This window comes from Rhodococcus sp. IEGM 1366 (genome assembly GCF_033142425.1).
Classification (GTDB): Bacteria; Actinomycetota; Actinomycetes; order Mycobacteriales; family Mycobacteriaceae; genus Rhodococcus_F; species Rhodococcus_F globerula.
The window spans coordinates 455,260-477,882 of sequence record NZ_JAWLRZ010000002.1 but is presented as its reverse complement, the minus strand read 5'-3'; the positions used below and the strand labels follow the sequence as shown (position 1 = coordinate 477,882).

The window sequence follows — 22,623 nt, the reverse complement described above, 5'->3', positions numbered from 1 at the left end:
GTCAGCCTCCGATAGCTGCGAGGAATTCGCTGTAGAAGAGTGCAAGCCCGATCGCCGACGCAATCGCGGCGAGCAGCCAGAATCTGATGATGACCGTGGTTTCCGCCCACCCGGCAAGTTCGAAGTGATGGTGGAACGGTGCCATTCGGAATACCCGTCGACGGCTGGACTTGAATACTGCTACCTGGATCACCACCGACGCAGCCTCAGCGACGAACAGTGCGCCGATGACAACCATCAAGAGTTCGGTGTTGGTGGTGATCGAGAGTCCGGCAAGCATGCCGCCGAGGGCCAGCGAACCGGTATCACCCATGAATATCTTTGCGGGAGCGGCGTTCCACCACAGGAATCCGATACACGCTCCGGCGCCGGCAGCGCAGATCAAGGCCAGATCGAGCGGGTCACGCACGTCGTAGCAACCCTTGACCGGACTGGTTTCGCATGAGTTGCGGAACTGCCAGAACGTGATGATGACGTAGGCGCCGAGAACGAAGCTCATTGCGCCCGCCGCAAGTCCGTCGAGGCCGTCGGTGAGGTTGACGGCATTCGACCACGCACTGACCAGCAAGTAGCAGAACGCGATGAAGACGACCGAACCGAGCGACACCGTGGCGATGTCACGCACGTAGGACAGGTGGACGCTGCCCGGCGTGAGACCGTCGGCGCCGCGGAACTGCAACGCGAGGATTCCGAAAATCACGGCCGCGACAAACTGCCCCACCAGTTTTGCCGTCTTGTTCAGACCGAGATTGCGCTGCTTGCGGATCTTGATGAAGTCGTCGAGGAAGCCGACGCCGCCGAGCGCCGTTGTCAGACCGAGAACCAGCAACCCGGACGCGGTCGGACCCTCCGCCCCGTCGATGCCCATTCCGATGAGATGCGTTCCGAAGTACCCCGCCCAGATTCCGGCAAGGATAGCGACGCCACCCATCGTGGGTGTTCCGCGCTTCGCCTGGTGGCTGGCCGGGCCTTCGGTGCGGATCTCCTGGCCGAATCCCTGTTTTGCAAACGCCTTGATCAGAATCGGCGTGAGCATGATCGAGACCGCGAGAGCGATGCCCGCGGCCAGCAGAATCTGGATCACTCCGACACCTGCTTCTGCGCCAGGACCGCCTCGGCTACCGTCCAGAGTCCGATCGACTGTGAAGCCTTGACCAGCACCAGATCACCTGGCTCCAGTTCCGCCTCGAGCACCTTCAAGGCCGCGGCAGCGTCCGGGACAACCATCGACTCGTCTCCCCATGAGCCCTCCATCACTGCGCCCTGGTGCATCGCGCGGGCCGGACGACCGGTGCCGACAACAATGAGCTTCGTGACGTCGAGCCGCACGGCCAGTCGGCCGATCGCATCGTGCTCGACTACCGACTCGGGACCGAGTTCCGCCATCTCACCGAGCACAGCCCAGCTGCGACGGCCGAAATGACGGTCCGATCTGGCCATCGACACCAACGCCTTGAGCGCTGCGCGCATCGAGTCCGGATTGGCGTTGTAACTGTCGTTGATCACGGTGACGCCGTCGCTGCGGTCGCTGACGTCCATGCGCCGGGCCGACGCGGCCTTGGTGTCTTCGAGGATGCGGGCGATCTCGGCGACCTCCACGCCGTTCTCGAGTGCAACTGCGGCCGCGGCAAGCGCGTTGCCGACCTGATGTTCACCGTGAACCGCGAGACGGATTCGCGCAGAACCCTTCTCCGAGTTCAGAGTGAAACTCGCACGAGCCTGATCATCGACGGTCACGTCCGTCGCGCGCACGTGCGCACCTTCGGACTGTCCGACCAACACCACCCGCGCTGCGGTCCGCGACGCCATGGCCGCGACCATACGATCATCGGCGTTGAGGATGGCGACGCCGCCATCAGCCGCCGACGGAAGTGCTTCGACCAGTTCACCTTTGGTGGCTGCGATCGCCTCACGGGAGCCGAACTCACCGAGGTGCGCAGTACCCACGTTCAGCACAACGCCGATCTTGGGCGGAGCGATCCGCGCCAACTCCGCGATGTGACCGAGGCCGCGGGCCGACATTTCCAATACCAGGAATTTGGTCTGCTCGTCCGCACGAAGCGCGGTCCACGGGTGACCCAATTCGTTGTTGAACGAACCGGGCGGAGCAACAACCTCGCCGGAACCACGCAGTACCGCAGCAACAAGATCCTTGGTGGACGTCTTGCCGGCCGATCCGGTGATCCCGACAACAGTGAGACCGCTTTGCGCCGACAACGTATCGACTACCGCGCGCGCCAACAGCCCCAACGCGTTCAGTACTGCCGCACCGGAACCGTCGGCGTCGTGCTCGAGCGCCATGACCGAACTCGGACCGGTCGTCTGCGCGGGCGACACCACGATGGCGGGTACTCCCACCGGCCGCGCGGCGAGCACAGCTACCGCACCGGCCGCAACAGCTGCTTCGGCGTGCTCGTGACCGTCGACGCGGGCGCCTGGCAGCGCCAGGAACAGTCCACCCGGACCTACTCTGCGAGAATCGAATTCGACGGTCCCTGTCACCATTGCCGACGGATCGTCGACGTCGTGCAGAGTTCCTCCGACGATCTCGGCAATCCGAGAGAGCGTCATCGGGATCATTTCGTGCCTCCATGCGCTGTGTCGATCGCGATCCGGTCGATCGCGTCTCCCAGCACCTCGCGGTCGTCGAACGGGTGCTTGACCCCGTCGATTTCCTGACCTGTTTCGTGGCCCTTGCCGGCCACCAGTACTACGTCGCCGGGCTGTGCCCAACGAACGGCTTGTTCGATCGCTTCCGCGCGGTCCCCGACCTCGAGCACAACCCCACGCTCGGATTCCGGGACCGCGAGCGCCCCGGCCATCACTGCTGCGCGAATCGTGGCAGGTACTTCGGTCCGAGGGTTGTCGTCGGTGACGATCAGCAGATCGCTGCCTCTCGCGCCGGCCTCCCCCATCAAAGCGCGTTTACCCGCATCGCGATCACCGCCGGCACCGACAACAACCCCGACGCGTCCGGAAACCTGATTACGCAGCGTCGCGATGACAGCCTCGAGCGCGGCGGGTTTGTGCGCGTAGTCGACCACGGCGAGGAAATCTTGACCGCGGTCGATTCGCTGCACGCGACCTGGAACGTCTACCGATCCCACCGCCGCCACCGCCGATTGCACATCGATACCGGCCTTCGCGCTCACCGTCAGGGCCAGCGCGGCGTTTGCCACGTTGTATCGACCCGGCAGTCGCAAGGACACCGGCCATGACTGCTCATTCGGTCCGGAAAGGTCGAACAACTGGGAACCGTCGGCTGCAACCTCGACCGAACCGACCTTCCAGTCGGACTCGGCTTCCGTGGTCGCCACCGTTGTCACGTCGCCTGCGGATGCCACTTCAGCCATCCGACGCCCCCACACGTCGTCGACGCAGATAACGGAACTTTCGGCGTGAACTGTGGACGCCGGATCGAACAAACGGGCCTTCGCCGCGAAGTACTCTTCGAAATTTCGGTGAAAGTCCAGGTGATCCTGCGAAAGGTTGGTGAACGCTCCGATGTCGAATCGGATGCCGTCGACGCGGCCGAGGGAAAGCGCGTGACTCGACACTTCCATCACAACGGTATCGATACCCTGCTCTGCCATCACGGCAAACAAGGCATGGAGGTGTGGGGCCTCAGGCGTGGTGAGAGCGCTCGGAACCCGCCGTCCATGGATTCTGGTCTCGATGGTGCCGACCAGACCGGGGTTTCGTCCCGCACCGACCAACGCCGCTTCCAACAGGTAGGACGTTGTGGTCTTTCCCGACGTACCGGTGATGCCGATGACCTGCATCTTCTCCGACGGTCGGCTGTAAATCTCAGCCGAGATCTCGCCGAGGACATCACGAGGCTTCGGGTGAACGAGAACCATCACCGGCCGGTCGACGCCCGGGTTCGATGCGCGCAACAACGCCAACCCGTCGTCGTCGGTCAAGATCGCGGCAGCTCCACTGGCCAATGCGTCACCGGCGAACTGCGCGCCGTGCGAGCGTGCGCCCGGCAGCGCGGCAAACAAATCGCCGGCGACGATGTCCTGCGCACGCAGGTCGACACCCGATACGACGGTGGCGGCCTTCCCGGCACCCGACCATTCCGCGTGCAGCCAGTCGAGTCGGGCTCCGGACAACTCCGCCAAGGCCGTGATCGCCGTCTCAATCGGATTCGCCGGTCGTGCGTTCACCGCTACACCCGGCTCTGACGATTGCGAACGATTCGGCACTGTCACTCGACTCCTGGCGATTGTCGTTGGTCATGGCAGTCACAGATTCGGACAACCGAAAACTGCGACGTATGAGATTACCGCGTGCAGGAACACCCCGAAGACCGCGTGGATCGTGATCCCTGACGAAACTGTGGATCGTGATCCGCTCGATCAGTCTGCCTGCAGCACCAACTTACGACCCGGATCCGGGGACATCGGCACGCTGTCACGCTGCAGCATCCACGACGCGATGTTGTGGAACAACGGTGCGGCCGATTGTCCGCCGCCGCCGTCGACACCGCGAACGGGAGCATCCAACATGATTCCGATCACGAACCGCGGGTTGTCTGCCGGTGCGATGCCCGCAAACGTGATCCAGTAGTTGGAGTTGGAGTAGCACTTGCACGCCGGATCGATCTGCTGTGCGGTGCCGGTCTTGCCGCTGACCTGATAGCCCTCTACGCCCGCAGCCACACCCGTGCCGCGCTGATTTCCGGTGTCGTCCTGCGTGACCGAGCGGAACATGTCCCGAACTGTCGCCGCTGTTTCCGGGCTCACCACCTCGATACCGTCAGGCTGCGGCGCTTCGGTTCGCTCCCCTGACGAGTTCTCGGTGGACTTGACGATGCGCGGCGGAATACGAACGCCGTCATTGGCAATCGCCTGGTACATGCCAGTCATCTGCAGCAAAGTCATGGACAAGCCCTGACCGATCGGCAAGTTGGCAAACGTGCCACCGGACCACTGGTCGCGGCTGGGGACCAAGCCGGCACTCTCGTCGGGAAGCCCGACCTCGGTGCGCTGTCCCAAACCGAACTTGTCGAGCATCTCGGCAAACCTATCCTCGCCGATCCGCTCGGCGAGCATGAGCGTTCCGACATTGGACGACTTCCCGAACACACCAGTAGAGGTGTACGGAACCACACCGTGATCCCACGCGTCCTTGACCGTCGCCCCCGACATCGTGATGCTTCCCGGAACCTGCAGAACCTCGTCCGGTGTGGTCAATCCGTCCTCGACGGCCGCCGCCGCGGTGATGATTTTGTTCACGGAACCGGGCTCGAACGGGCTCGTGACCGACAGATTGCCAGTCTCGACCGACCGCAGATTATTTTCCAGACCGATCCCAGGGTTGAACGTGTTGTCATTGGCCATTGCCAGAACCTGACCGGTCGCAACGTCCTGGACGACAACCGACGCGTTCTTCGCACCTGATTTGTCCTTCGCAATCTGCACCTGTTGCTGAACGAAGAACTGGAGGTCGGAATCGATCGTAAGCTGAACGCCGGAGCCGTTGACGGCAGGCTGCTTGTCGCGCCAACTGCCCGGAATCACAGCGCCGTCACTGCCGCGGTCGTAGGTCTGGGAACCGTCTATACCGGCAAGGGTCGAGTCCATCGAATCCTCGAGGCCGAGGAGGCCGTGCCCGTCCCACCCGGTTGCACCGACCATATTGGCCGCGAGTGAGCCGCCCGGATACTCGCGGATATCCTGGCGTTCGAGGCCGACCTCACGGAAGCTGTCCGAAATCTCAGCTGCCACAGCCGGATCGACGCTTCGCGCCAGATAGACAAACGTCTCCTCGCTGTTCAACTTCGCGAGAATGTCCTTTTCCGGGGCTGCATCACCCAGCTTCGCGTGGACTCCGGCCGCGATCTCGGCCAGCCGGGTCGACACTTCGGGTGCCTGCTGATCTGGTTCGACACCCGCTTCGATGCTCTTGGTCCGGGCTTCTTCCAGTTCTTTGCGAACGGCTTTCGGCTGGAACGTCAGCGCCTTCGCTTCCATCGTGAATGCGAGCGTCGTGCCGTTCCGATCCGTGATCGATCCTCGAACCGCCGGATCGATCTGAGTCGTCGTGCGCTGATTGGCCGACTCCGCAGCGAGGCTCGGAGCGTCGACGCCTTGAATCCACAACAGCTGCAGCGCTGCAACGGCAAGCGCCCCACACATCGTCCACCGACCTACACGCTGACGAAACGGGAAGGTCGCAGACTTCGATCCGCGAGAACCCCGAGGACTTCGCTGCCCCTCAGGTCTACGACGTGGATCTCGTCGAGGCGCGTCGTACTGGGGATCTCGTCGGCGCGCGTCGTAGTGTGGGTCCCGATTCACCGACGGTCCTCAGTCGGAGACGGCACCACCGTCGTGGTCGGGGACGGAGGAGCGGACGTGACGGGGATCAATTGCTCACTCTGAGCGAGGTTTTGCGGGTTGAGTGGAGCCGGCGCAGTCGTCCGCGCAGCCGGGGGCGCCGAAGGTGCGGTGGTTGCCACCCGGGGCGGCGACGCCACGACAGGTGCGTCGAGCGGCGGCAACGGTTCGGCACTCGCCGGCGCCGGTGTACCGACCACCTCGACGCTACCGTCCGGGTGGACAACAAGGCGGGCCGGATCCTTGGCCGGAACCATGCCGAGCGCGCTCGCCTGATTGGCAAGCTCCGGTGCGGAGTTACGCGACTGGAAATCGCGCTCGAGAGCAGCCTTCTGCTCCACCAAAGACTGATTGAACTCACGGGCATCGCTGAGTTGATACGAGTCCTCGGCGGACCGGGTCGTCAGGAGCAACGTCACGGCAAGTCCGATGGAGAACAGCCCGATGATGGAGACTACAAACGGAATTCGGGCCTTGAACTCGCCGCCTCGAGAGAGTGCGGTGCCACTGGCACCCACCCCGCTGCGCCCGAGCGCCCGAGCCGTTCGCTTTTCGTAGGCACGCTGCGCCGCACCCGAACGGTGCTTACGTGAAGATTCGTCCCCGGTGGTGCTCTGCTTCGTCATGCCCGCCTCCTGGCAATGCGTTCAGCGGCACGCAAGCGCACCGGAGCTGCTCGTGGGTTCTCCTCGATTTCCTGCTCCGAAGCTCGCTCTGCACCCCGGGTGAGGATCTTGAACTCCGGACCCATACCGGGAAGCTCGACCGGAAGCCCCTCTGGGCTGGTCGACTTGGAGCGAGGGACCAACTCGGCCTTGACAACTCGATCCTCGAGCGACTGGTACGACATGAAGACAACTCGGCCACCAACTGCGAGGGCGTCCAATCCTGCCGGTACTGCGGCACGCAAGGAATCCAATTCGGCGTTTACCTCGATCCGCAGAGCTTGGAACGTGCGCTTTGCCGGATGCCCGCCGGTGCGACGGGTGGCCGCAGGGATGGTCCGATACAAGAGTTCGACCAGAGCGGCGCTGGTGGTGAACGGCTCCTTCTCGCGCTGCCGAAGTATCTCGGACGCAATCTTTCCCGCAAAACGCTCTTCGCCGTACGTACTCAGAATTCGGGCGAGATCGCCGTGGCTGTAGGTATTGAGAACCTCGGCCGCGGTGAGCCCGACGGTCTGGTCCATCCGCATGTCCAACGGTGCGTCTATCGAATACGCAAAACCACGATCAGCTTCGTCCAACTGCATCGAGGAAACACCGAGGTCGAAGAGAATCGCATGAACCGACTCCGTCGTCGGCAGGCCCGCCTGCTCGAGCGCATCTTCGATGCCGTCATAGGTGGTGTGTACGAACGTCGTTCGGTCGGCGAAGGGAGCAAGACGCTCCGACGCGATTGCCAGCGCATTGGTGTCGCGATCGAGACCGATGAGGTGCAGTCCCGGGTACTTTCCGAGAAAGAACTCGGAATGCCCACCCAGGCCGAGTGTCGCGTCGATCATGACAGCGCCGGCGCCGCCGTCACCGACCGCAGTGATAGCGGGACCGAGGAGGTCGTCTGCGCGGTGCAGAAGAACAGGAACGTGCGCGAAGCCGTCGGTGTCCGAGGGTTCGTTCACCTCGCGATCAACCATGTGTGCTCCGGCTCCTACTTTCATGATTCCGATGAAGAATGACTGCTCGAACGGGCGAATGCTCCGAGGTCCCTGCCCGAAGGAGAACCTGGCGCTGGGGAAGTGCGTCAGGGCCTTTCCGGGCAGAGGCCTCGTGGCATTCGCCACAAACTATCCGCCTAGACGATCTCGCTGAGAGATTCGCCAATTGCTTGGGAATAGTCCTCTTCGTTGTCTCCGAGATACCTCTCCCAGGCTTCGAGATCCCAGATTTCGAGGTAGTCGACAGACCCGGTCACTACGCATTCCTTGGAAAGGTTTGCGTAACGCCGATGATCAGCCGAGAGGGTGATTCGCCCCTGGGCATCGGCGTGCTGTTCATCCGTGCCGGCTGCCAGAGCGCGAACATACGCTCGTGCGGCCGGATCATTACGTGGAGCTGCCGCTGCTTTACGAGCCAGCTTGACGAACTCGTCCCGGGGATAGACAGCAAGGCTGTGATCCTGACTCTTGGTGATCATCAACCCTCCTGACAACTCTTCTCGGAACTTGGCCGGCAAGGTGAGCCGGCCTTTGTCGTCGAGCTTCGGCGTGAAGGTTCCGAGGAACACTCGACACCTCCTGCGAGCTTTCGCCGAAACCCTCCCGTTTGGGCGAAATACGGCTTCAAGCTCTCCGCCCGCACCCACAGTACCCCACTTTCCCCCACACACAAGGAGCTACCGGGCACTAACCGGGCTGATTTGCTGAGTATTAGCAGCTCAAAGCAGGTGGGGAGAGTTGGGGAATTTTCGTCAGCAGTGTCCCCACGCACATCACCGACGTGCTCCGCCCTACGTCACACAGGCCCACATTCGACCTATAAGTCCAGCTCAACGAGTACGGCGGATTCCCGCAGCCCCATGCGCCCATCTTTACGCCAGAACTACCCATAGCAGGGGAGGAAAGTGGAGGGGACCATGGTCCCCCGATAACGCGACAGACGGCCGGCAACCAGTGGTTGCCGACCGTCATGTTTTGTTATGAGTTATGTCGCTTGCGAGGGCGCACGCGCCACCCGCACAGGTGGAACAATTCAGGTGAAATTGACCACCGTGACTCTCCCGCCGAACTGGCCGACGGGATCATCAGCTTGCGTCAGAGCTAGTCCTGCTCGAACCGGCGACGGAATCGATCTTCCATTCGGGAAGAGAATCCCCCACCTGATCGTCGACCGCGTGAATGCCCTCGGCCGCCGCTCGACCCACCCGCGCCTGGAGGCCCGGACTGGTGTTCACCGGCCTGAGCGCCGTCCGCAGTTGGTGTCCCAGTCCGTCGACCGCCGCCCCACAAGAGCATGACGCCGGCGCCGAACATACACAGGAACCCGACCAAGCTGAGAATCGGAAATGAGCCCAGTTTGAGGACTTGAAGGCCTGCAATCAACAGGATCAAGCCCACAACAAAGAGCGCCGCAGCTTGAAAACGCCGTCTACTCGACGGCGCCCTCATACGGCCGCCCCTCACATTGGAGGCGAACTTGGGGTCTTCGGCATAGAGAGCGCTCTCGATCTGATCGAGCATGCGCTGCTCGTGCTCGGAGAGTGGCACGGTACCTCCCCCGGCACTGGAAGTTAGGCAACCACCCCACGGTGTGAGGTGGCGGGTAGTCAACGTGAACGACTACCTGCTTTTTATACTACGAGCAGTTTAGGTCGCGGACCACCAACTCTGGGTACGAGTTATGCCACAAGCGTACGTATTTGCCCGGCCGAACCGTAAATCAGGCCCCATCAGGCCACAGAACCTGCATTTTCTCTGAATTCGGCCATCTCAGACATCAAAAATTTCAGGATGCTCTCAGGTCGATTCGATGAGCCTGGCCGACAAAATCTTCGACCGCAGTCAGAAATCTGCCTACTTCGACAGAAAATCCATCGGCATCAGCGTCGCTGAGATCCACCTGCATGCCTGTTTCGACCGCCGCCCGGGTGTTCGACCAGCCGGCGAAGTAACTCGACCACGCACCGAAAGTGGGTGCGTCCGCGTCCAACCGGGTCCATGCGTTCCCGCTCTTCTTACGCCGTCCACTTCCCGTCGCACCCACAGCCAGAACTGCTCCAGCGCCGCGCAACGCTGCCAGATAGGCGCATCGAAAGCGTTCTGACGCGTCTCCTGCTCCGATGGACTCCGCCAACAATGAATCGGCCTTCCCCAACAGATTCCACGCGAGTCCGCCTGCGGACCCACTTCCGGAGAACGCGGCGGCGGACGATCGCGCCACTCGCCCCGGCATTTTCGCTGACTTCGGGAGCCGTGACAGCGCCGACCGCGAGGGGCACGCCAGTTCCGCCGGCAGCGCCCTTTCGGACTTCGGTGTTCTTTCGGACTTCGCTCGATCGGACATCCGGGGCACCTCCCGCGCCAAAGGGGATTGCATTCACAAGGATCGAAATCTGGTGCGGCGGGGATGCCCGCTTCCCTTCGGGCATCCCCACCTCGGGTGTCATTTCCAGATCACCCTTATCGAACATTCGTTCGACCTATTCAATATAACTGCACCCACCGACAAGTAGTCAAGAGAAGAGGTGAGACCAGTCGACCCGCAGATCGCCTGGACTCCGTACACGGTCGACCTCGACCGCGAGGAATTCGCGAATCGACTGCACGAGGCACTGTCCGTGTACGTCACCGCGATGGACTATCCGCGTGGCACCGAGTTCCACCGCGCGCCGATGTGGACGGAGCACTCGACCAGACCGGGATGGAAAGCCGTCGGCGCCTGCGCCGGACAAGAGGACACTGTTGCTCCGGAAAACTCTGTTGCTCCTGCGAACACCGTCGCTCCCCTGATCGGAATCGCCTACGGCTATCGCGGAAGTTCGGACCAGTGGTGGCACCAACAGGTGTTGCACGGACTGCGTCGCAGCGGTCGGCCGCAGTCCGAGATCTCGGCCATTCTCGACGATTACTTCGAACTGACCGAACTCCACGTCCATCCCAGTGGCCAGGGACATCGCCTGGGTGAATCCCTGCTTCGGCATCTCTTGCGAGATCGGATGGAGCGCTCCGTTCTCCTGTCCACTCCCGAGGTGTACGACGAAGACAACCGTGCGTGGCGGTTGTATCGGCGACTGGGATTTCAGGACGTGCTCAGGCGATTCCGCTTTGCCGGAGACAGTCGACCGTTTGCCGTGCTCGGACGAGGATTGCCGCTGTGACCGCGATTCTCGACGCAGTAGTTGTCGGTGCCGGGCACAACGCGCTGGTCTCGGCGGCCTACCTCGCACGCGAAGGCTGGTCGGTCCAGGTGCTCGAGAAAGACACCGTCGCCGGCGGGGCCGTCTCGACGATCGAACGATTTCCGGGACACAAAGTCGATCGTGGTTCGTCCGCGCACATCATGATTCGGCACACCGGAATCATCGAGGAACTCGGGCTTGCGGCCCACGGACTTCGGTACATCGATTGCGATCCCTGGGCGTACGCGCCACCTCCCGCCGGTTCGGATTGCCCGGGAATCGTGTTCCACCGCGACCTCGACGCCACCTGCCGATCCATCGAACAAGCATGTGGCACACGTGATGCCGACGCCTACCGCAGGTTCGTGAATATCTGGTCGGAGCGCAGCGCGCGGGTGATGCGGGCATTTTCCGCCCCGCCCACCGGACCCAATCTGCTGTCGTCGTTCTGGGGCCTCGACACCGGGAGCGGCGGGAGCGATCTCGCGCGCCAGTTCCTCGCGACCGGTGACGCGCTCCTGGACGAGTACTTCGACAGCGAACCACTCAAAGCCGCACTCGCCTGGTTCGGAGCGCAATCAGGACCACCGATGTCGGAGCCGGGCACCGCGCCGATGGTTGGTTTTGCCGCGCTCATGCACGTTCTTCCGCCGGGGCGCGCCGTTGGGGGCAGTGGCGCACTCAGCGCCGCCCTCATCTCGAGGCTGAAGACGGACGGAGGCGTCGTCAGCCTCGGCGACGCCGTGACGTCGCTGACCCGCGACGGCGATCACTGGACCGTGAGAACTGCCGGTGGACACCAGGTTCGGGCTCGCACCGTCATCGCCGGCTGCCACATCTTGACGACGTTGGATCTACTGGGCAACGGAGGCTTCGACGCAGCCACACTGGATCGGTGGCGTCGGCGGATCCGCGTCGGTCCGGGAATCGGCATGGTCCTGCGATTGGCAACATCGGCGCTTCCGCGGTACCCGTCTGCGTCGATTGCCGAGAGCACGTCCGGCCTGCAACTTCTGGTGTCCGATCGCGCACACCTACGGACTGCTCACGGAGCAGCGCTCGGCGGCGAACTTCCCCCGCGCCCCGCGGTTCTCGGTATGAGTTTCAGTGGGATCGATCCGAGTATCGCTCCCCCGAACGAGCATCAAGTGACTTTGTGGTCACAGTGGCAGCCGTATCGACTGAGCGCAGATCGCGACTGGGCGTCGCTCGCGGAGTCCGAAGCCGATCGCGTGGTCGCCGAGATGGAGGCGTCGGCGCCCGGTTTCACCGACAGCATCCGCCAGCGGCACATCCAGACTCCGCGCGACATCGAGTCCGAGATGGGGTTGATCGGCGGCAACGTCATGCACGTCGAGATGTCCCTCGATCAGATGATGATGTGGCGCCCACTGCCCGAGTTGTCAGCGCACCGCGTCCCCGGCGCAGAGGGCCTCTACCTCACCGGCGCGTCGACGCACCCCGGCGGTGGTGTGTCCGGAGCGAGTGGGCGCAGCGCTGCGCGCATTGCACTGTCCGAGCGGCGCGGCACGTCGTTGCTGCGCCGGATACGTCGAAGGACGTGATCCGCCAACGTGTTCCGCTGATTCTGGCGTTGGCGGCGATCGGCGCGCAGATCGTGTATCCGTTGGTGGACGGCAGCTCTCGCGATGCCGTGACGATCGCCGTGGTGGGTTTACTGGCCGCCGCGTCAATCAGCCACGCGGCGATCAACCGTGGCGTTGTGTGGACCGCCGCGCTGATCGCAGTCACCGCGGGGGTCGGGCTGGCGTCGGAGATAGTGGGTACCGCCACAGGAATGCCGTACGGCTGTTACGGGTACAGCGTCGACCGACTCGGTCCGGCGTTGTCCGGTGTGCCGCTGATCGTGCCGTTCGCCTGGACTGCTGGCTTCTATCCGATCTGGTGTGTGGCCACTCGCCTGGTTCGGCGGTTCACGCCGGCCTCACGGCGAATCGGCCGCGTCGCGCTCACAGTCACAGGGTTGGTCGGCTGGGATCTGTATCTCGATCCACAGATGGTGGCCGACGATCAATGGGCATGGTGTGTCGACAACGCGGGACTTTCCGGCATCGCTCACATTCCCCTGACAAACTACGCGGGGTGGATCGCGATCGGTCTGATCATGGCATCGATCATGGAAGCGATCGCGAGTCGATACGAAAGGCCGACGGTCTCCGACGCCGTTCCCTACGGCCTGTTTCTGTGGACGTGGCTCGGTTCTGCCCTCGCGCACGCCGTGTTCCTCAGTGCACCCGAGCTGCGCTACTCGGCGATGTACGGGTTTGTCGTAATGGGAATTCTCGGGGTCTGGCTTCTTGCCACCTTCGGCGTCGCGTTCGCCCGATCTCGGACTTCCCACGCCGACACACCCCCTCGTAGCTGACTACCGATGCAGCGGCTGGCACGATGACGACTGTGCAACAGTCCACGGATGACACCACGCGGCCGCGACGTCGGAAGCAACTCCTTGCCACGACGGCTCTCGTACTGATGCTGGTGCCGCTGCTCGCCGGCTGCCTACGGGTCCAGGTCTCGATGGGTGTCTCGGCCGATGATCGCGTGTCAGGGCAGATCGTCGCGGCCGTGATTCCGGAGAACGAAGCCGATCCCGGGCCACAACTGGTACCGCCGACGTCGCTCGCGGAGAACATCCGGGTTCAGGAATACAAGAAGGACGGCTACGTCGGATCACAGGTGTTCTTCTGGGATCTCAGCTTCGGTGACGTCTCGCAACTGGCTGCCATGACGGACGAAGGCGCCGGTTCGTTCCAGCTCACCCTTCAGCGCAGTGGCGACACCGTCGCGTTGGATGGAAAGGCCGACCTCAAAGCCCTGCCCGCCCAGGGCTCCGACATCCAATTCAGCATCGCCTTCCCGGCACGCATCTCCACGACGAACGGCAACCGAGACGGCGATTCCCGGGTCTCGTGGACTCTGCCGGCCGGCGAGGTATCGACTGTGCGCGCAGAAGTGAACTACGCCGATCCGAGTACCCGCAGCTTTGCGGGATGGGCAGGCATCATGGCCGGCCTCACACTCGGTGTCGCGATTATCGTCGGTGCGATGGCCTGGATGGTGCGCAATCGCGCACCCGTCTCGCAGGCACCGAAGAGTCCACAATCGGCAAAGAGTGACACGCACTGAGCGGGAGTGCTAGACGCTCGCCTGCGAATCGGTCGACACATCCGACGTCAGCCCCAGACGTTCAAGAACCTCGCTCGTGGCCCGTGCGAAGTTCAACGTGATGAAGTGCAGGCACGGAGCGCCTTCAGCGATCAATCGCTCGCCCATTTCGGTAGCGAGGTCGATCCCGAGTTCACGCACCGCTGCCCGATTCTCCTGAGAACCCGAACCGGCGGCGGCGTCGAACCGGCGCTCGAGGGCGGGCGGCAACGACGATCCGGACAGTTCGAGCATGCGCCGCACCGACCGCAGTGAGGTGACCGGCATGATTTCGGGGATGATCGGCTTGGCGCCCTGCTCGGGGTCGAACGCGCTCACGCGATCACGCAGACGCAGGTAGTCGTCGACGTCGAAGAACATCTGCGTGATGGAGTACTCGGCTCCGGCGCGCAACTTCGAGACGAGGTACTTCGTGTCGTGGGCCAGGTCAGGTGCTCGGTAATGTCCTTCCGGGAACGACGCCACGCCGACGTGGAAGTCACCGAGATCGCGGACCATCCGGACAAGCTCTTCGGCGTACTCGACGCCATCGGGGTGTTTCTTCCATTCGCCGAGGGGGTCGCCCGGGGGGTCGCCGCGCAGAACGAGGATGTTGCTGATTCCGCGATCGGCATAGGCGCCGACCATGGATCGGAGTTCGTCGATGCTGTGGGACACCGCAGTGAGGTGTGCAACCGGCAGCAACGTGGTCTCTTCGGCCAATTCTCCTGTGACCCGAACGGTGCGGTCACGAGTCGAACCGCCGGCGCCGTACGTCATGGAGACAAAAGCCGGACCGAGCCTCTCGAATGTGCGCACGGCACGCCACAGACGCGCCTCGGCTTCTGCGTCGCGCGGCGGTGAGAACTCGACCGAGAACGGAATCCGACTCCCTGTGGAAGATGTGATCCGATCGACGATCGATGGTGTTCGGCTGGCCCAGCCATCGCTGGAGCGTCCCCTGACTGCATCGAATGTCACGAGGTAAGCATATGTTTTGTCAACGCAGAACGGAGCATCGCGTCCGTGAATACGTCCCGGATGCCAGGATCGTGCAGTTCACGGCCCACACCGGACATCGGTAGGGACCCCACTAAGCTGGACTCTACGCTCACTGCCTGGCCCTGTTCGCCGGTATGAGAAGTTACCGACCTTGGAGGCCATCCTGTCTGCTCGAACCGACGCCGCCTATCCGTCCTCGCTCGAGTTGCCGGCTTTGTTCGAACAGAGCTTGCGTGACTTCTTTGCCTCCAGGCGCGAAGCGGTGGAAACCATCGGCGGCGGATACGAAACCGCCGTCGACACTCTCGAGAGCTTTGTTCTGCGCGGCGGCAAGCGCGTGCGACCGGCCTTTGCGTGGACGGGCTGGCTCGGCGCCGGCGGCGACCCTCAAAGCGACGACGCCGACAGCGTCATGCGCGCCTGCACGGCGCTCGAACTGGTCCAGGCATGCGCGCTGGTCCACGACGACATCATCGACGCCTCCACGACGCGTCGCGGATTTCCCACCGTGCACGTCGAGTTCGAGAACCTGCACCGAGCTGACAACTGGAACGGCGACGGCGCCCACTTCGGTGAGGCTGTCGCAATTCTGCTCGGCGATCTTGCGCTCGCATGGGCAGACGACATGATCCGCGAATCCGGAATCGGCGCCGACGCCGCCGCTCGGATCAGCCCCGTGTGGTCGGCGATGCGCACCGAAGTGCTTGGCGGTCAGTTCCTCGACATCAGCAACGAAGCTCGCGGCGACGAGAGCGTCGAGGCAGCGATGCGCGTCAACCGGTTCAAGACTGCGGCGTACACGATCGAGCGCCCCCTGCACCTCGGTGCTGCCCTTTTCGGAGCAGACGCGGACCTGATCGACGCGTACCGGAAGTTCGGCACCGACATCGGTATCGCATTCCAGCTCCGGGACGACCTGCTCGGCGTCTTCGGCGATCCGTCGGTGACCGGCAAGCCGTCCGGCGACGACCTCCGCACCGGTAAGCGGACAACACTGTTCGCTGCCGCACTTGCGCGCGCCGATGACACTGATCCTGCTGCGGCACAACAACTCCGATCCGGAATCGGCGCAGAGCTGACCGACAACGACGTCGATACGCTACGCACCCTGATCACCGACCTCGGGGCAGTGGACGACGCGGAAGCACGCATCGCCACCCTGGTCGAATCTGCCGCGGCCGCACTGGAATCGAGCAGCGCCACCGCGGAGGCCAAGACACGGCTGCGCGAGATGGCCCTCGCAGCCACGTCGCGCACGTACTGACAGACTGTTCATGAGTGATCCGTCACTATTGGGCACCGAACCGGCTGTCACCGGCGCGCGCAAACGAGTCGACGGCAGGGTTCGGTCTCCGGAGCAACTAAACTGTCCCCTCGTAACCGACTATTCGCCAGCAATTCACCACGTACGCGCTACCGCATCCGAACATCTCGGGGGAGGAAACTGCACTCATGACGCCCTCTGCCGCAGCCACCACACCAGCGTGGCATCGAAGGGCCGCTGATTTCCTTCGCACTCCCGAAGGACACAGCGCGCTGCTCGGATTCCTGGGCGCCGCCATGATCATGTTCGGCGGATTCGGCGCAGGTAGCGTCCGGCGCGAGGACCCGTTGCTCGAGTCGATGCATCTGTCCTGGCTCCGATTCGGGCACGGGTCGATACTGTCGGCGGCGATCGTGTGGATCGGCGTGTTGTGCATGATCGGCGCGTGGGCGCGACTGGGTCGCTCGGCGCTGCGCGGTGACGTCGGTTTGCGCGGGCTGCGATTCATCGTGCCGCTGTGGACGTTCCCCCTGCTCTTTGCCGTTCCGATGTTCAGCCGTGACGCTTACTCCTACCTTGCGCAGGGCGCTCTGCTGCGTGACGGCTTCGACCCGTACGAAGTGGGGCCGGTGGTCAATCCCGGCATCCTGCTCGACAACGTCTCCAATGTCTGGACGACGACAACAACCCCGTACGGTCCGGTTCATCTCCTGCTCACTGATGCCATTGTTCGCCTGACCGGTGACAACGTCATCGCGGGCACGATGTTACTGCGCATCACCATGCTGCCCGGCCTGGCATTGATGGTGTGGGGTGTCCCCCACCTCGCGCGCAAACTCGGTGGAAACCCGGCGATCGCCTTGTGGCTCGCGGTCCTCAATCCACTCGTCCTGATCCATCTGATCGGCGGCGTGCACAACGAGATGCTGATGGTCGGCCTTATGGTCGCCGGCATCGCACTGGCCCTCGAACGCAAGCACATGTTCGGAATCGGTCTCATCGCCTTTGCCGTTGCCATCAAGGCCACTGCCGGGGTGGCGCTGCCGTTCATCGTCTGGATCTGGATGATTCACGAACGTGAAGACGCCGCAGCGCAGGGAACGGAAGCACCGAATCCGATCCGATCCTTTATCAAGACCGCCGGTAGCGGATTTGCGATGTTCGTTGTTGTCCTCGGTTCGACGTCGTTGATTGCCGGTGTCGGACTCGGCTGGACGACGGCGCTCTCCGGCTCCAACAAGATCATCAACTGGCTGTCGTTGCCGACCCTCGTCGCCGAACTGTCCACCGCCGCGACATCGTGGCTCACCGGCAATCACTTCGACGACATACTCCAGGTGACCCGGCTTGTCAGCGCAGTCGCGCTCATCGGAATCATCGCTTTTGTCTGGTGGCGATTCCGCACCACCGAACGCGACGCCGTGATGGGCATCGTGATTGTCATGGTTGCCATCGTGATTCTCTCCCCGGCGGCGCTCCCCTGGTACTACTCGTGGCCGTTGGCCGTAGCTGCCGGCTTTGCACTCTCCCCGACGACCCTGGCCATACTGGTGGGGCTGTCCAGCTGGCTCATGTTGATATTCCAGCCCGACGGATCGATCGGCATGTACTCGTTCCCGCACGTGGTATTGGCAACATTTGCCTCCGTCGTCGCGGCGATGACACTCCGGACGGAAGACCCACTGCGTCTACGGGGACACGCACCGGAGAAAGTCCCGGCAGAAGCAACGTCGACGGCACGATGAATTCGGTGCTCCGCACGGGGTGGGGTCAGCCGGCTATCGCATTCTCGACCACATTCTCGACCGCCGGGTGACCGCCGGGTGACCGCCCACCACCGCACGCGCCTGACGTTCGCCGTACCGGCTCCAGTCCGGTCGGCGAGCTACGTCAGGCCGGAAGAATCAATCAGACTCAGAAAGCCATTGCCTGTGCACGGCGGATAACCTCGCGGGCGAGGTGCCCGTGCAGGGCGTCGACGGGGCGTCCGGGGAGGGACTCGTCAGACTGGAAAAGCCAGCGCAGCGACGCTACATCGCTGTATCCGCCATCGTGCAGAACTGCCAGCAAACCGGGAAGCCATTTCACGATCTGGCCGTCTTCGTCGAAGAATTCCTCGGGAACCCCGAGAACCCCGTTGCGCTTGACTGCGATGATCTTGCGATCGCGGAGCAACTGGTGCACCTTCGCGACCGGCAACCTGACGCTCTTCGCTACATCGGCCAACTGGAACAGGGATACCGAAGAATCCAGGACATCATCACAATAAGGAATCGCGCTCACCACGGAAGTTTATCGGGTCGGCTTGTCGCGCGGCACGTGGGTGGAACTTTCCGTCGGCAGCGCTGGCTACGATGGACGAGGCGGATGCGACCACAGATTATTACTGCACCACAGATTTTCACAACGGAGGTCAAGGGTTGATCGGCGAAATGCTCGAACGCCGCTATCGCGTGGATGCGCCCATCGCACGCGGCGGAATGTCGACTGTGTATCGAGGACTCGATACGCGGTTGGATCGGCCTGTCGCTATCAAGGTCATGGATCCGCAGTTTGCCGCCGATCCCGCTTTTCTCACCCGCTTCGAGTTCGAGGCGCGCGCAGTCGCCCGCCTTAAACACCCTGCCTTGGTTGCCGTGTACGACCAGGGCAGCGATCGCGGTCATGCCTTCCTCGTCATGGAATTGGTCGACGGCGGCACCTTGCGTGAATTGCTGCGCGAGCGCGGCCCGATGCCGCCACACGCTGTCGCCGCGGTAGTCGGGCCGGTACTCGACGCGTTGGCAGTTGCACACCGGGCCGGACTGGTGCACCGCGACGTCAAACCGGAGAACATCCTGATTTCCGACGCCGGTGAAGTGAAGATCGCCGATTTCGGTTTGGTGCGCGCCGCAGCTGCCGCGACAACAACGTCCAACAGCGTCATTCTCGGCACCGCCGCCTACCTCTCCCCGGAGCAGGTCACCTCCGGAGTGGCCGATCCGCGCAGCGACGTGTACTCCACCGGCGTTCTCATGTTCGAACTCCTCACCGGTACAACACCTTTCACCGGGGACACCTCTCTCTCGATCGCATACCAGAGAATTCACGACGACGTTCCGCCGCCCGGTTCACGAATCGCGGGCGTACCGGCGCAGTTCGACCGACTCGTCACGCAAGCCACCAATCGTGAACCTGCACATCGGTTTACCGATGCCGGCGAAATGGCAGCCGCCCTGCGCATCGTGTGCGAACAACTCGAACTGCCCGCGTATCGGGTGCCCGCGCCGCGGCGATCCGCGCAGCATCACAGTGCCGCCGCACCGGCGCCGACACCCCGGCCGGCAACACCCCGTCCCGCGGCCCCCGGTTCGCCCGCCACCACCGTTATCGGTGGCGCCGGTGCACCAGTCGGCGCCGCCACCACGGCATTTGCGGCCGGAGCTGCGGCGCCGCCTACAACCGCGCTGGCGCCGCACGCACCACCGGACGGCATTCAGCACACCCGCGCGGTCACCGCACAAACCGTGCGTCCGCCCGTCGCCGAGACGGACGAGCACGAAGACGACTCTGCCGAGATCGATCCACACGACCACTTTTCGCAAGCACGACGACGCTCTCGCCGGACCACTCTCGTCTGGCTTCTTGTCATCGCGTTGCTTGCGCTTGCGCTGGGGTTCGGCGGTTGGTGGATGGGCTCTGGCCGATTCACCGCGGTCCCCCAGATCGGTGGCCTGAACAAGGATGCGGCAGTCACGGCACTTCAGGATGCCGGACTGTCGCCGGAAGTGCGTGGAACGTACTCGGACACCGAGGTTCTCGACACCGTGACCGGCACCGATCCCGAAGCGGGCTCGCGGATTTCGCGCGGATCGAGTGTTGTCCTGTTCACGTCGCTCGGGCGTCCGACTGTGCCGCCGATACCAGCGGGCGGCGCCGTCGAGGCCACCCGAGATCAGCTCACTGCGCGCACCCTCGTTGCCGTCGACGGCGGTGAGACGTTCAGTTCCAAGATCCCCATCGGCGGTGTCGCCGCTCTTGACCCGGCTCCGGGAACCACCGTGCCTGTTGGCTCCTCGGTCAAAGTTGTCACGTCCAAAGGATCACCGCCCGTTGATGTTCCCGACGTAAAGGGCATGTCGGAGAACGCCGCCCGGGCTGCCCTCGACAAACTGGGCATCACCGTCAGCGAAACCCGATCTGCCTTCGACGACGGTGTCGACGGCGGAAAGGTCATCGGCACCGACCCCGCTGCGGGTTCGTCTGTGAACGCCGGAACGTCCGTTGCCCTTCTCGTGTCCAGCTCCGTGAAGGTACCCAACCTGCTGGGACGTAGCGTCGCCTCCGCTCGCGAGGAACTGACCCGCCTCGGTCTCACCCTCACCGTTCGCCAACTGACCCAGAACGACAGCTCGCTGATCGTCAGTCAGAGCGATAAGAACGATCGTGTGGAGAAAGGCTCCAACGTCACCGTTGTTGCCATTCCCTGATCGCAGCAGTGCCTGATCGAACCAACAGCCTGACAACGTAAAACGCCCCCACCCGCGCACGGCGAATGAGGGCGTTCGATACAACAGCTAAGCGTCAGCCGCGCAGCATTTCTGCGACGAGGAACGCGAGCTCCAACGACTGCTGGGTGTTGAGGCGAGGATCGCAGGCCGTCTCGTAACGACCCGACAGGTCGCCGTCCGAAATATCCTGCGCACCACCGAGGCACTCGGTGACGTTCTCGCCGGTCAATTCGACGTGAATTCCACCCGGGTGGGTGCCGAGACCGTTGTGGACCTCGAAGAATCCCTGAACCTCGTCGACGATGCGATCGAAGTGACGCGTCTTGTAACCGGTGGACGCCTCGTGCGTGTTGCCGTGCATGGGATCGCACTGCCAGATGACCTGATGGCCGGTGGCCTGGACCTTCTCGATGATTGCAGGAAGGAGGTCACGGACCTTGCCGTTGCCCATCCGCGAGATCAGCGTCAGGCGACCTGGCTTGTTTGTCGGGTCGAGACGCTCGACGTATTCGACGGCCATCTCCGGAGTGGTCGTGGGACCGATCTTCAGACCGATCGGGTTGGACACCAACTCGGCAAAGGCGATGTGCGCGCCGTCGAGCTGACGAGTACGGTCGCCGATCCACAAGAAGTGAGCCGACAGGTCGTAGAGCTTGGGGTGATCGCTGTCGTTGTCGAGACGCAGCATCGCACGCTCGTAGTCGAGGACCAAGGCTTCGTGGCTCGCGAAGATCTGCGCCTGGTGCAGGCTCGGATCGGTCACGCCGCAGGCATTCATGAACTGCAGGCCACGATCGATTTCGGACGCGAGCTGCTCGTAGCGTGCTCCGGCCGGAGACGCTGCCACGAACTCGCGGTTCCAGTCGTGGACCTTGTGCAGGTCGGCCATTCCGGCGCCGGTGAGCGCCCGAACCAGGTTCATCGCGGCACTGGCATTTGCGTACGCCCGTACCAACCGCGACGGATCGTGGGCGCGGACAGCCTCGTCGGCGACAATCGAGTTGACCATGTCGCCGCGGTAGGACTTGAGGCCCAACGAGTCGATGTCGGCTGATCGAGGCTTGGCGTACTGACCCGCGATACGTGCCACCTTGACCACCGGCATGGAAGACCCGTACGTCAAGACGACAGCCATCTGCAGCAGAGTGCGGATATTGCCCTTGATGTGCGGCTCGGTGTTGTCGGCAAACGTCTCGGCGCAGTCGCCGCCCTGCAACAGGAAGGCTTCGCCGCGCGCTACCTGCGCAAGGCGATCCGACAATGCCTCGACTTCGCTGGCCACGGTGATCGGCGGCACGCTCTCGAGCACAGTGCGCATCGCAGCCGCCTGGTCAGCGGGCCATGAAGGCTGCTGCGCGGCGGGTTTCGCAAGGGCCTCGTCGAGCTGCTGACGCAGTCCGGCGGGCAGCGGCGGAAGTTCGGGCAAGCGGTCGATCGGCACGTCGACAGTCCAGTTCACTAGTACAGGATATTCGCTCACCTACCCGCGCGTCACACAGGCTCTCGTTAGCGCGCGGTCTCG

Annotated in this window: 19 protein-coding genes; 7 read left to right on the top strand and 12 right to left on the bottom strand. The window is 63.3% G+C overall.

Annotated elements, in window-relative coordinates; translation table 11 throughout:
• Window position 1 precedes the first annotated feature (1 nt).
• From mraY to R4P64_RS08170, 9 genes are all read right to left on the bottom strand, one after another.
• Complete coding sequence (gene mraY / locus R4P64_RS08210; protein WP_033231003.1) at window positions 2-1,084, bottom strand: phospho-N-acetylmuramoyl-pentapeptide-transferase; 1,083 nt, start codon at window positions 1,082-1,084, stop codon at window positions 2-4.
• Window positions 1,081-2,580, bottom strand: coding sequence for a UDP-N-acetylmuramoyl-tripeptide--D-alanyl-D-alanine ligase (locus R4P64_RS08205; RefSeq protein WP_033231004.1), 1,500 nt, complete (start codon window positions 2,578-2,580; stop codon window positions 1,081-1,083). Before R4P64_RS08205 ends, mraY begins: the two co-directional genes overlap by 4 nt.
• The gene (locus tag R4P64_RS08200) at window positions 2,577-4,208 is read right to left on the bottom strand and encodes a UDP-N-acetylmuramoyl-L-alanyl-D-glutamate--2,6-diaminopimelate ligase (RefSeq protein WP_317820530.1); all 1,632 of its coding nucleotides are present in this window, start codon (window positions 4,206-4,208) and stop codon (window positions 2,577-2,579) included. The genes R4P64_RS08205 and R4P64_RS08200 overlap by 4 nt, the downstream gene beginning before the upstream one ends.
• Before the next feature lie 153 nt (window positions 4,209-4,361).
• On the bottom strand, window positions 4,362-6,305 hold the full coding sequence (locus R4P64_RS08195; RefSeq protein ID WP_317541614.1) for a penicillin-binding protein 2: 1,944 nt from the start codon (window positions 6,303-6,305) through the stop codon (window positions 4,362-4,364).
• Window positions 6,302-6,970: a hypothetical protein gene (locus tag R4P64_RS08190; RefSeq protein WP_095886503.1), complete on the bottom strand. Its 669-nt coding sequence runs from the start codon at window positions 6,968-6,970 to the stop codon at window positions 6,302-6,304. The genes R4P64_RS08195 and R4P64_RS08190 overlap by 4 nt, the downstream gene beginning before the upstream one ends.
• Window positions 6,967-7,980: a 16S rRNA (cytosine(1402)-N(4))-methyltransferase RsmH gene (rsmH, locus tag R4P64_RS08185; protein WP_045071103.1), complete on the bottom strand. Its 1,014-nt coding sequence runs from the start codon at window positions 7,978-7,980 to the stop codon at window positions 6,967-6,969. The genes R4P64_RS08190 and rsmH overlap by 4 nt, the downstream gene beginning before the upstream one ends.
• Before the next feature lie 158 nt (window positions 7,981-8,138).
• Complete coding sequence (mraZ, locus tag R4P64_RS08180) at window positions 8,139-8,570, bottom strand: division/cell wall cluster transcriptional repressor MraZ (protein ID WP_033231007.1); 432 nt, start codon at window positions 8,568-8,570, stop codon at window positions 8,139-8,141.
• A 532-nt stretch (window positions 8,571-9,102) separates the two neighbouring features.
• The gene (locus R4P64_RS08175) at window positions 9,103-9,549 is read right to left on the bottom strand and encodes a DUF3040 domain-containing protein (RefSeq protein ID WP_033231008.1); all 447 of its coding nucleotides are present in this window, start codon (window positions 9,547-9,549) and stop codon (window positions 9,103-9,105) included.
• A 238-nt stretch (window positions 9,550-9,787) separates the two neighbouring features.
• Complete coding sequence (locus R4P64_RS08170; protein ID WP_317820197.1) at window positions 9,788-10,345, bottom strand: SAV_6107 family HEPN domain-containing protein; 558 nt, start codon at window positions 10,343-10,345, stop codon at window positions 9,788-9,790.
• Window positions 10,346-10,526: 181 nt separating this feature from the next.
• On the opposite strand from R4P64_RS08170, the gene R4P64_RS08165 reads away from it, so the two are divergent.
• From R4P64_RS08165 to R4P64_RS08150, 4 genes are read left to right on the top strand one after another with little or no spacing between them, the layout of a single operon-like run.
• Window positions 10,527-11,159 carry an N-acetyltransferase gene (locus R4P64_RS08165; protein WP_317820195.1) on the top strand — a complete coding sequence of 211 codons (633 nt, stop codon included), beginning with the start codon at window positions 10,527-10,529 and terminating at the stop codon, window positions 11,157-11,159.
• Window positions 11,160-11,164: 5 nt separating this feature from the next.
• Complete coding sequence (locus R4P64_RS08160; RefSeq protein ID WP_317820529.1) at window positions 11,165-12,745, top strand: NAD(P)/FAD-dependent oxidoreductase; 1,581 nt, start codon at window positions 11,165-11,167, stop codon at window positions 12,743-12,745.
• Complete coding sequence (locus R4P64_RS08155; RefSeq protein ID WP_317820527.1) at window positions 12,745-13,566, top strand: carotenoid biosynthesis protein; 822 nt, start codon at window positions 12,745-12,747, stop codon at window positions 13,564-13,566. The genes R4P64_RS08160 and R4P64_RS08155 overlap by 1 nt, the downstream gene beginning before the upstream one ends.
• Before the next feature lie 23 nt (window positions 13,567-13,589).
• Window positions 13,590-14,327, top strand: a complete 738-nt coding sequence (locus R4P64_RS08150) for an LppM family (lipo)protein (RefSeq protein ID WP_033231011.1) — start codon at window positions 13,590-13,592, stop codon at window positions 14,325-14,327.
• A gap of 9 nt (window positions 14,328-14,336) precedes the next feature.
• On the opposite strand, the gene R4P64_RS08145 is transcribed toward R4P64_RS08150, so the two are convergent.
• Window positions 14,337-15,326: a methylenetetrahydrofolate reductase gene (locus tag R4P64_RS08145; protein WP_033231012.1), complete on the bottom strand. Its 990-nt coding sequence runs from the start codon at window positions 15,324-15,326 to the stop codon at window positions 14,337-14,339.
• 172 nt (window positions 15,327-15,498) lie between these two features.
• On the opposite strand from R4P64_RS08145, the gene R4P64_RS08140 reads away from it, so the two are divergent.
• Together R4P64_RS08140 and R4P64_RS08135 are read left to right on the top strand one after the other, a co-directional pair.
• On the top strand, window positions 15,499-16,611 hold the full coding sequence (locus tag R4P64_RS08140; protein WP_411742650.1) for a polyprenyl synthetase family protein: 1,113 nt from the start codon (window positions 15,499-15,501) through the stop codon (window positions 16,609-16,611).
• Between the two features lie 188 nt (window positions 16,612-16,799).
• A complete protein-coding gene (locus R4P64_RS08135) occupies window positions 16,800-18,356 on the top strand; it encodes an alpha-(1->6)-mannopyranosyltransferase A (RefSeq protein WP_317820192.1) in 1,557 nt (518 codons plus the stop codon).
• A gap of 169 nt (window positions 18,357-18,525) precedes the next feature.
• On the opposite strand, the gene R4P64_RS08130 is transcribed toward R4P64_RS08135, so the two are convergent.
• Window positions 18,526-18,894 (bottom strand): Rv2175c family DNA-binding protein, encoded by a 369-nt coding sequence (locus tag R4P64_RS08130; RefSeq protein WP_033231451.1) that lies wholly within the window; start codon window positions 18,892-18,894, stop codon window positions 18,526-18,528.
• Between the two features lie 137 nt (window positions 18,895-19,031).
• Here R4P64_RS08130 and pknB point away from each other — a divergent pair, with 137 nt between their 5' ends.
• Entirely contained in the window at window positions 19,032-21,080 is a 2,049-nt protein-coding gene (gene pknB / locus R4P64_RS08125; protein WP_411742659.1) for a Stk1 family PASTA domain-containing Ser/Thr kinase, read from the top strand.
• 94 nt (window positions 21,081-21,174) lie between these two features.
• On the opposite strand, the gene R4P64_RS08120 is transcribed toward pknB, so the two are convergent.
• Complete coding sequence (locus R4P64_RS08120; protein WP_033231014.1) at window positions 21,175-22,560, bottom strand: class II 3-deoxy-7-phosphoheptulonate synthase; 1,386 nt, start codon at window positions 22,558-22,560, stop codon at window positions 21,175-21,177.
• Window positions 22,561-22,623 lie beyond the last annotated feature (63 nt).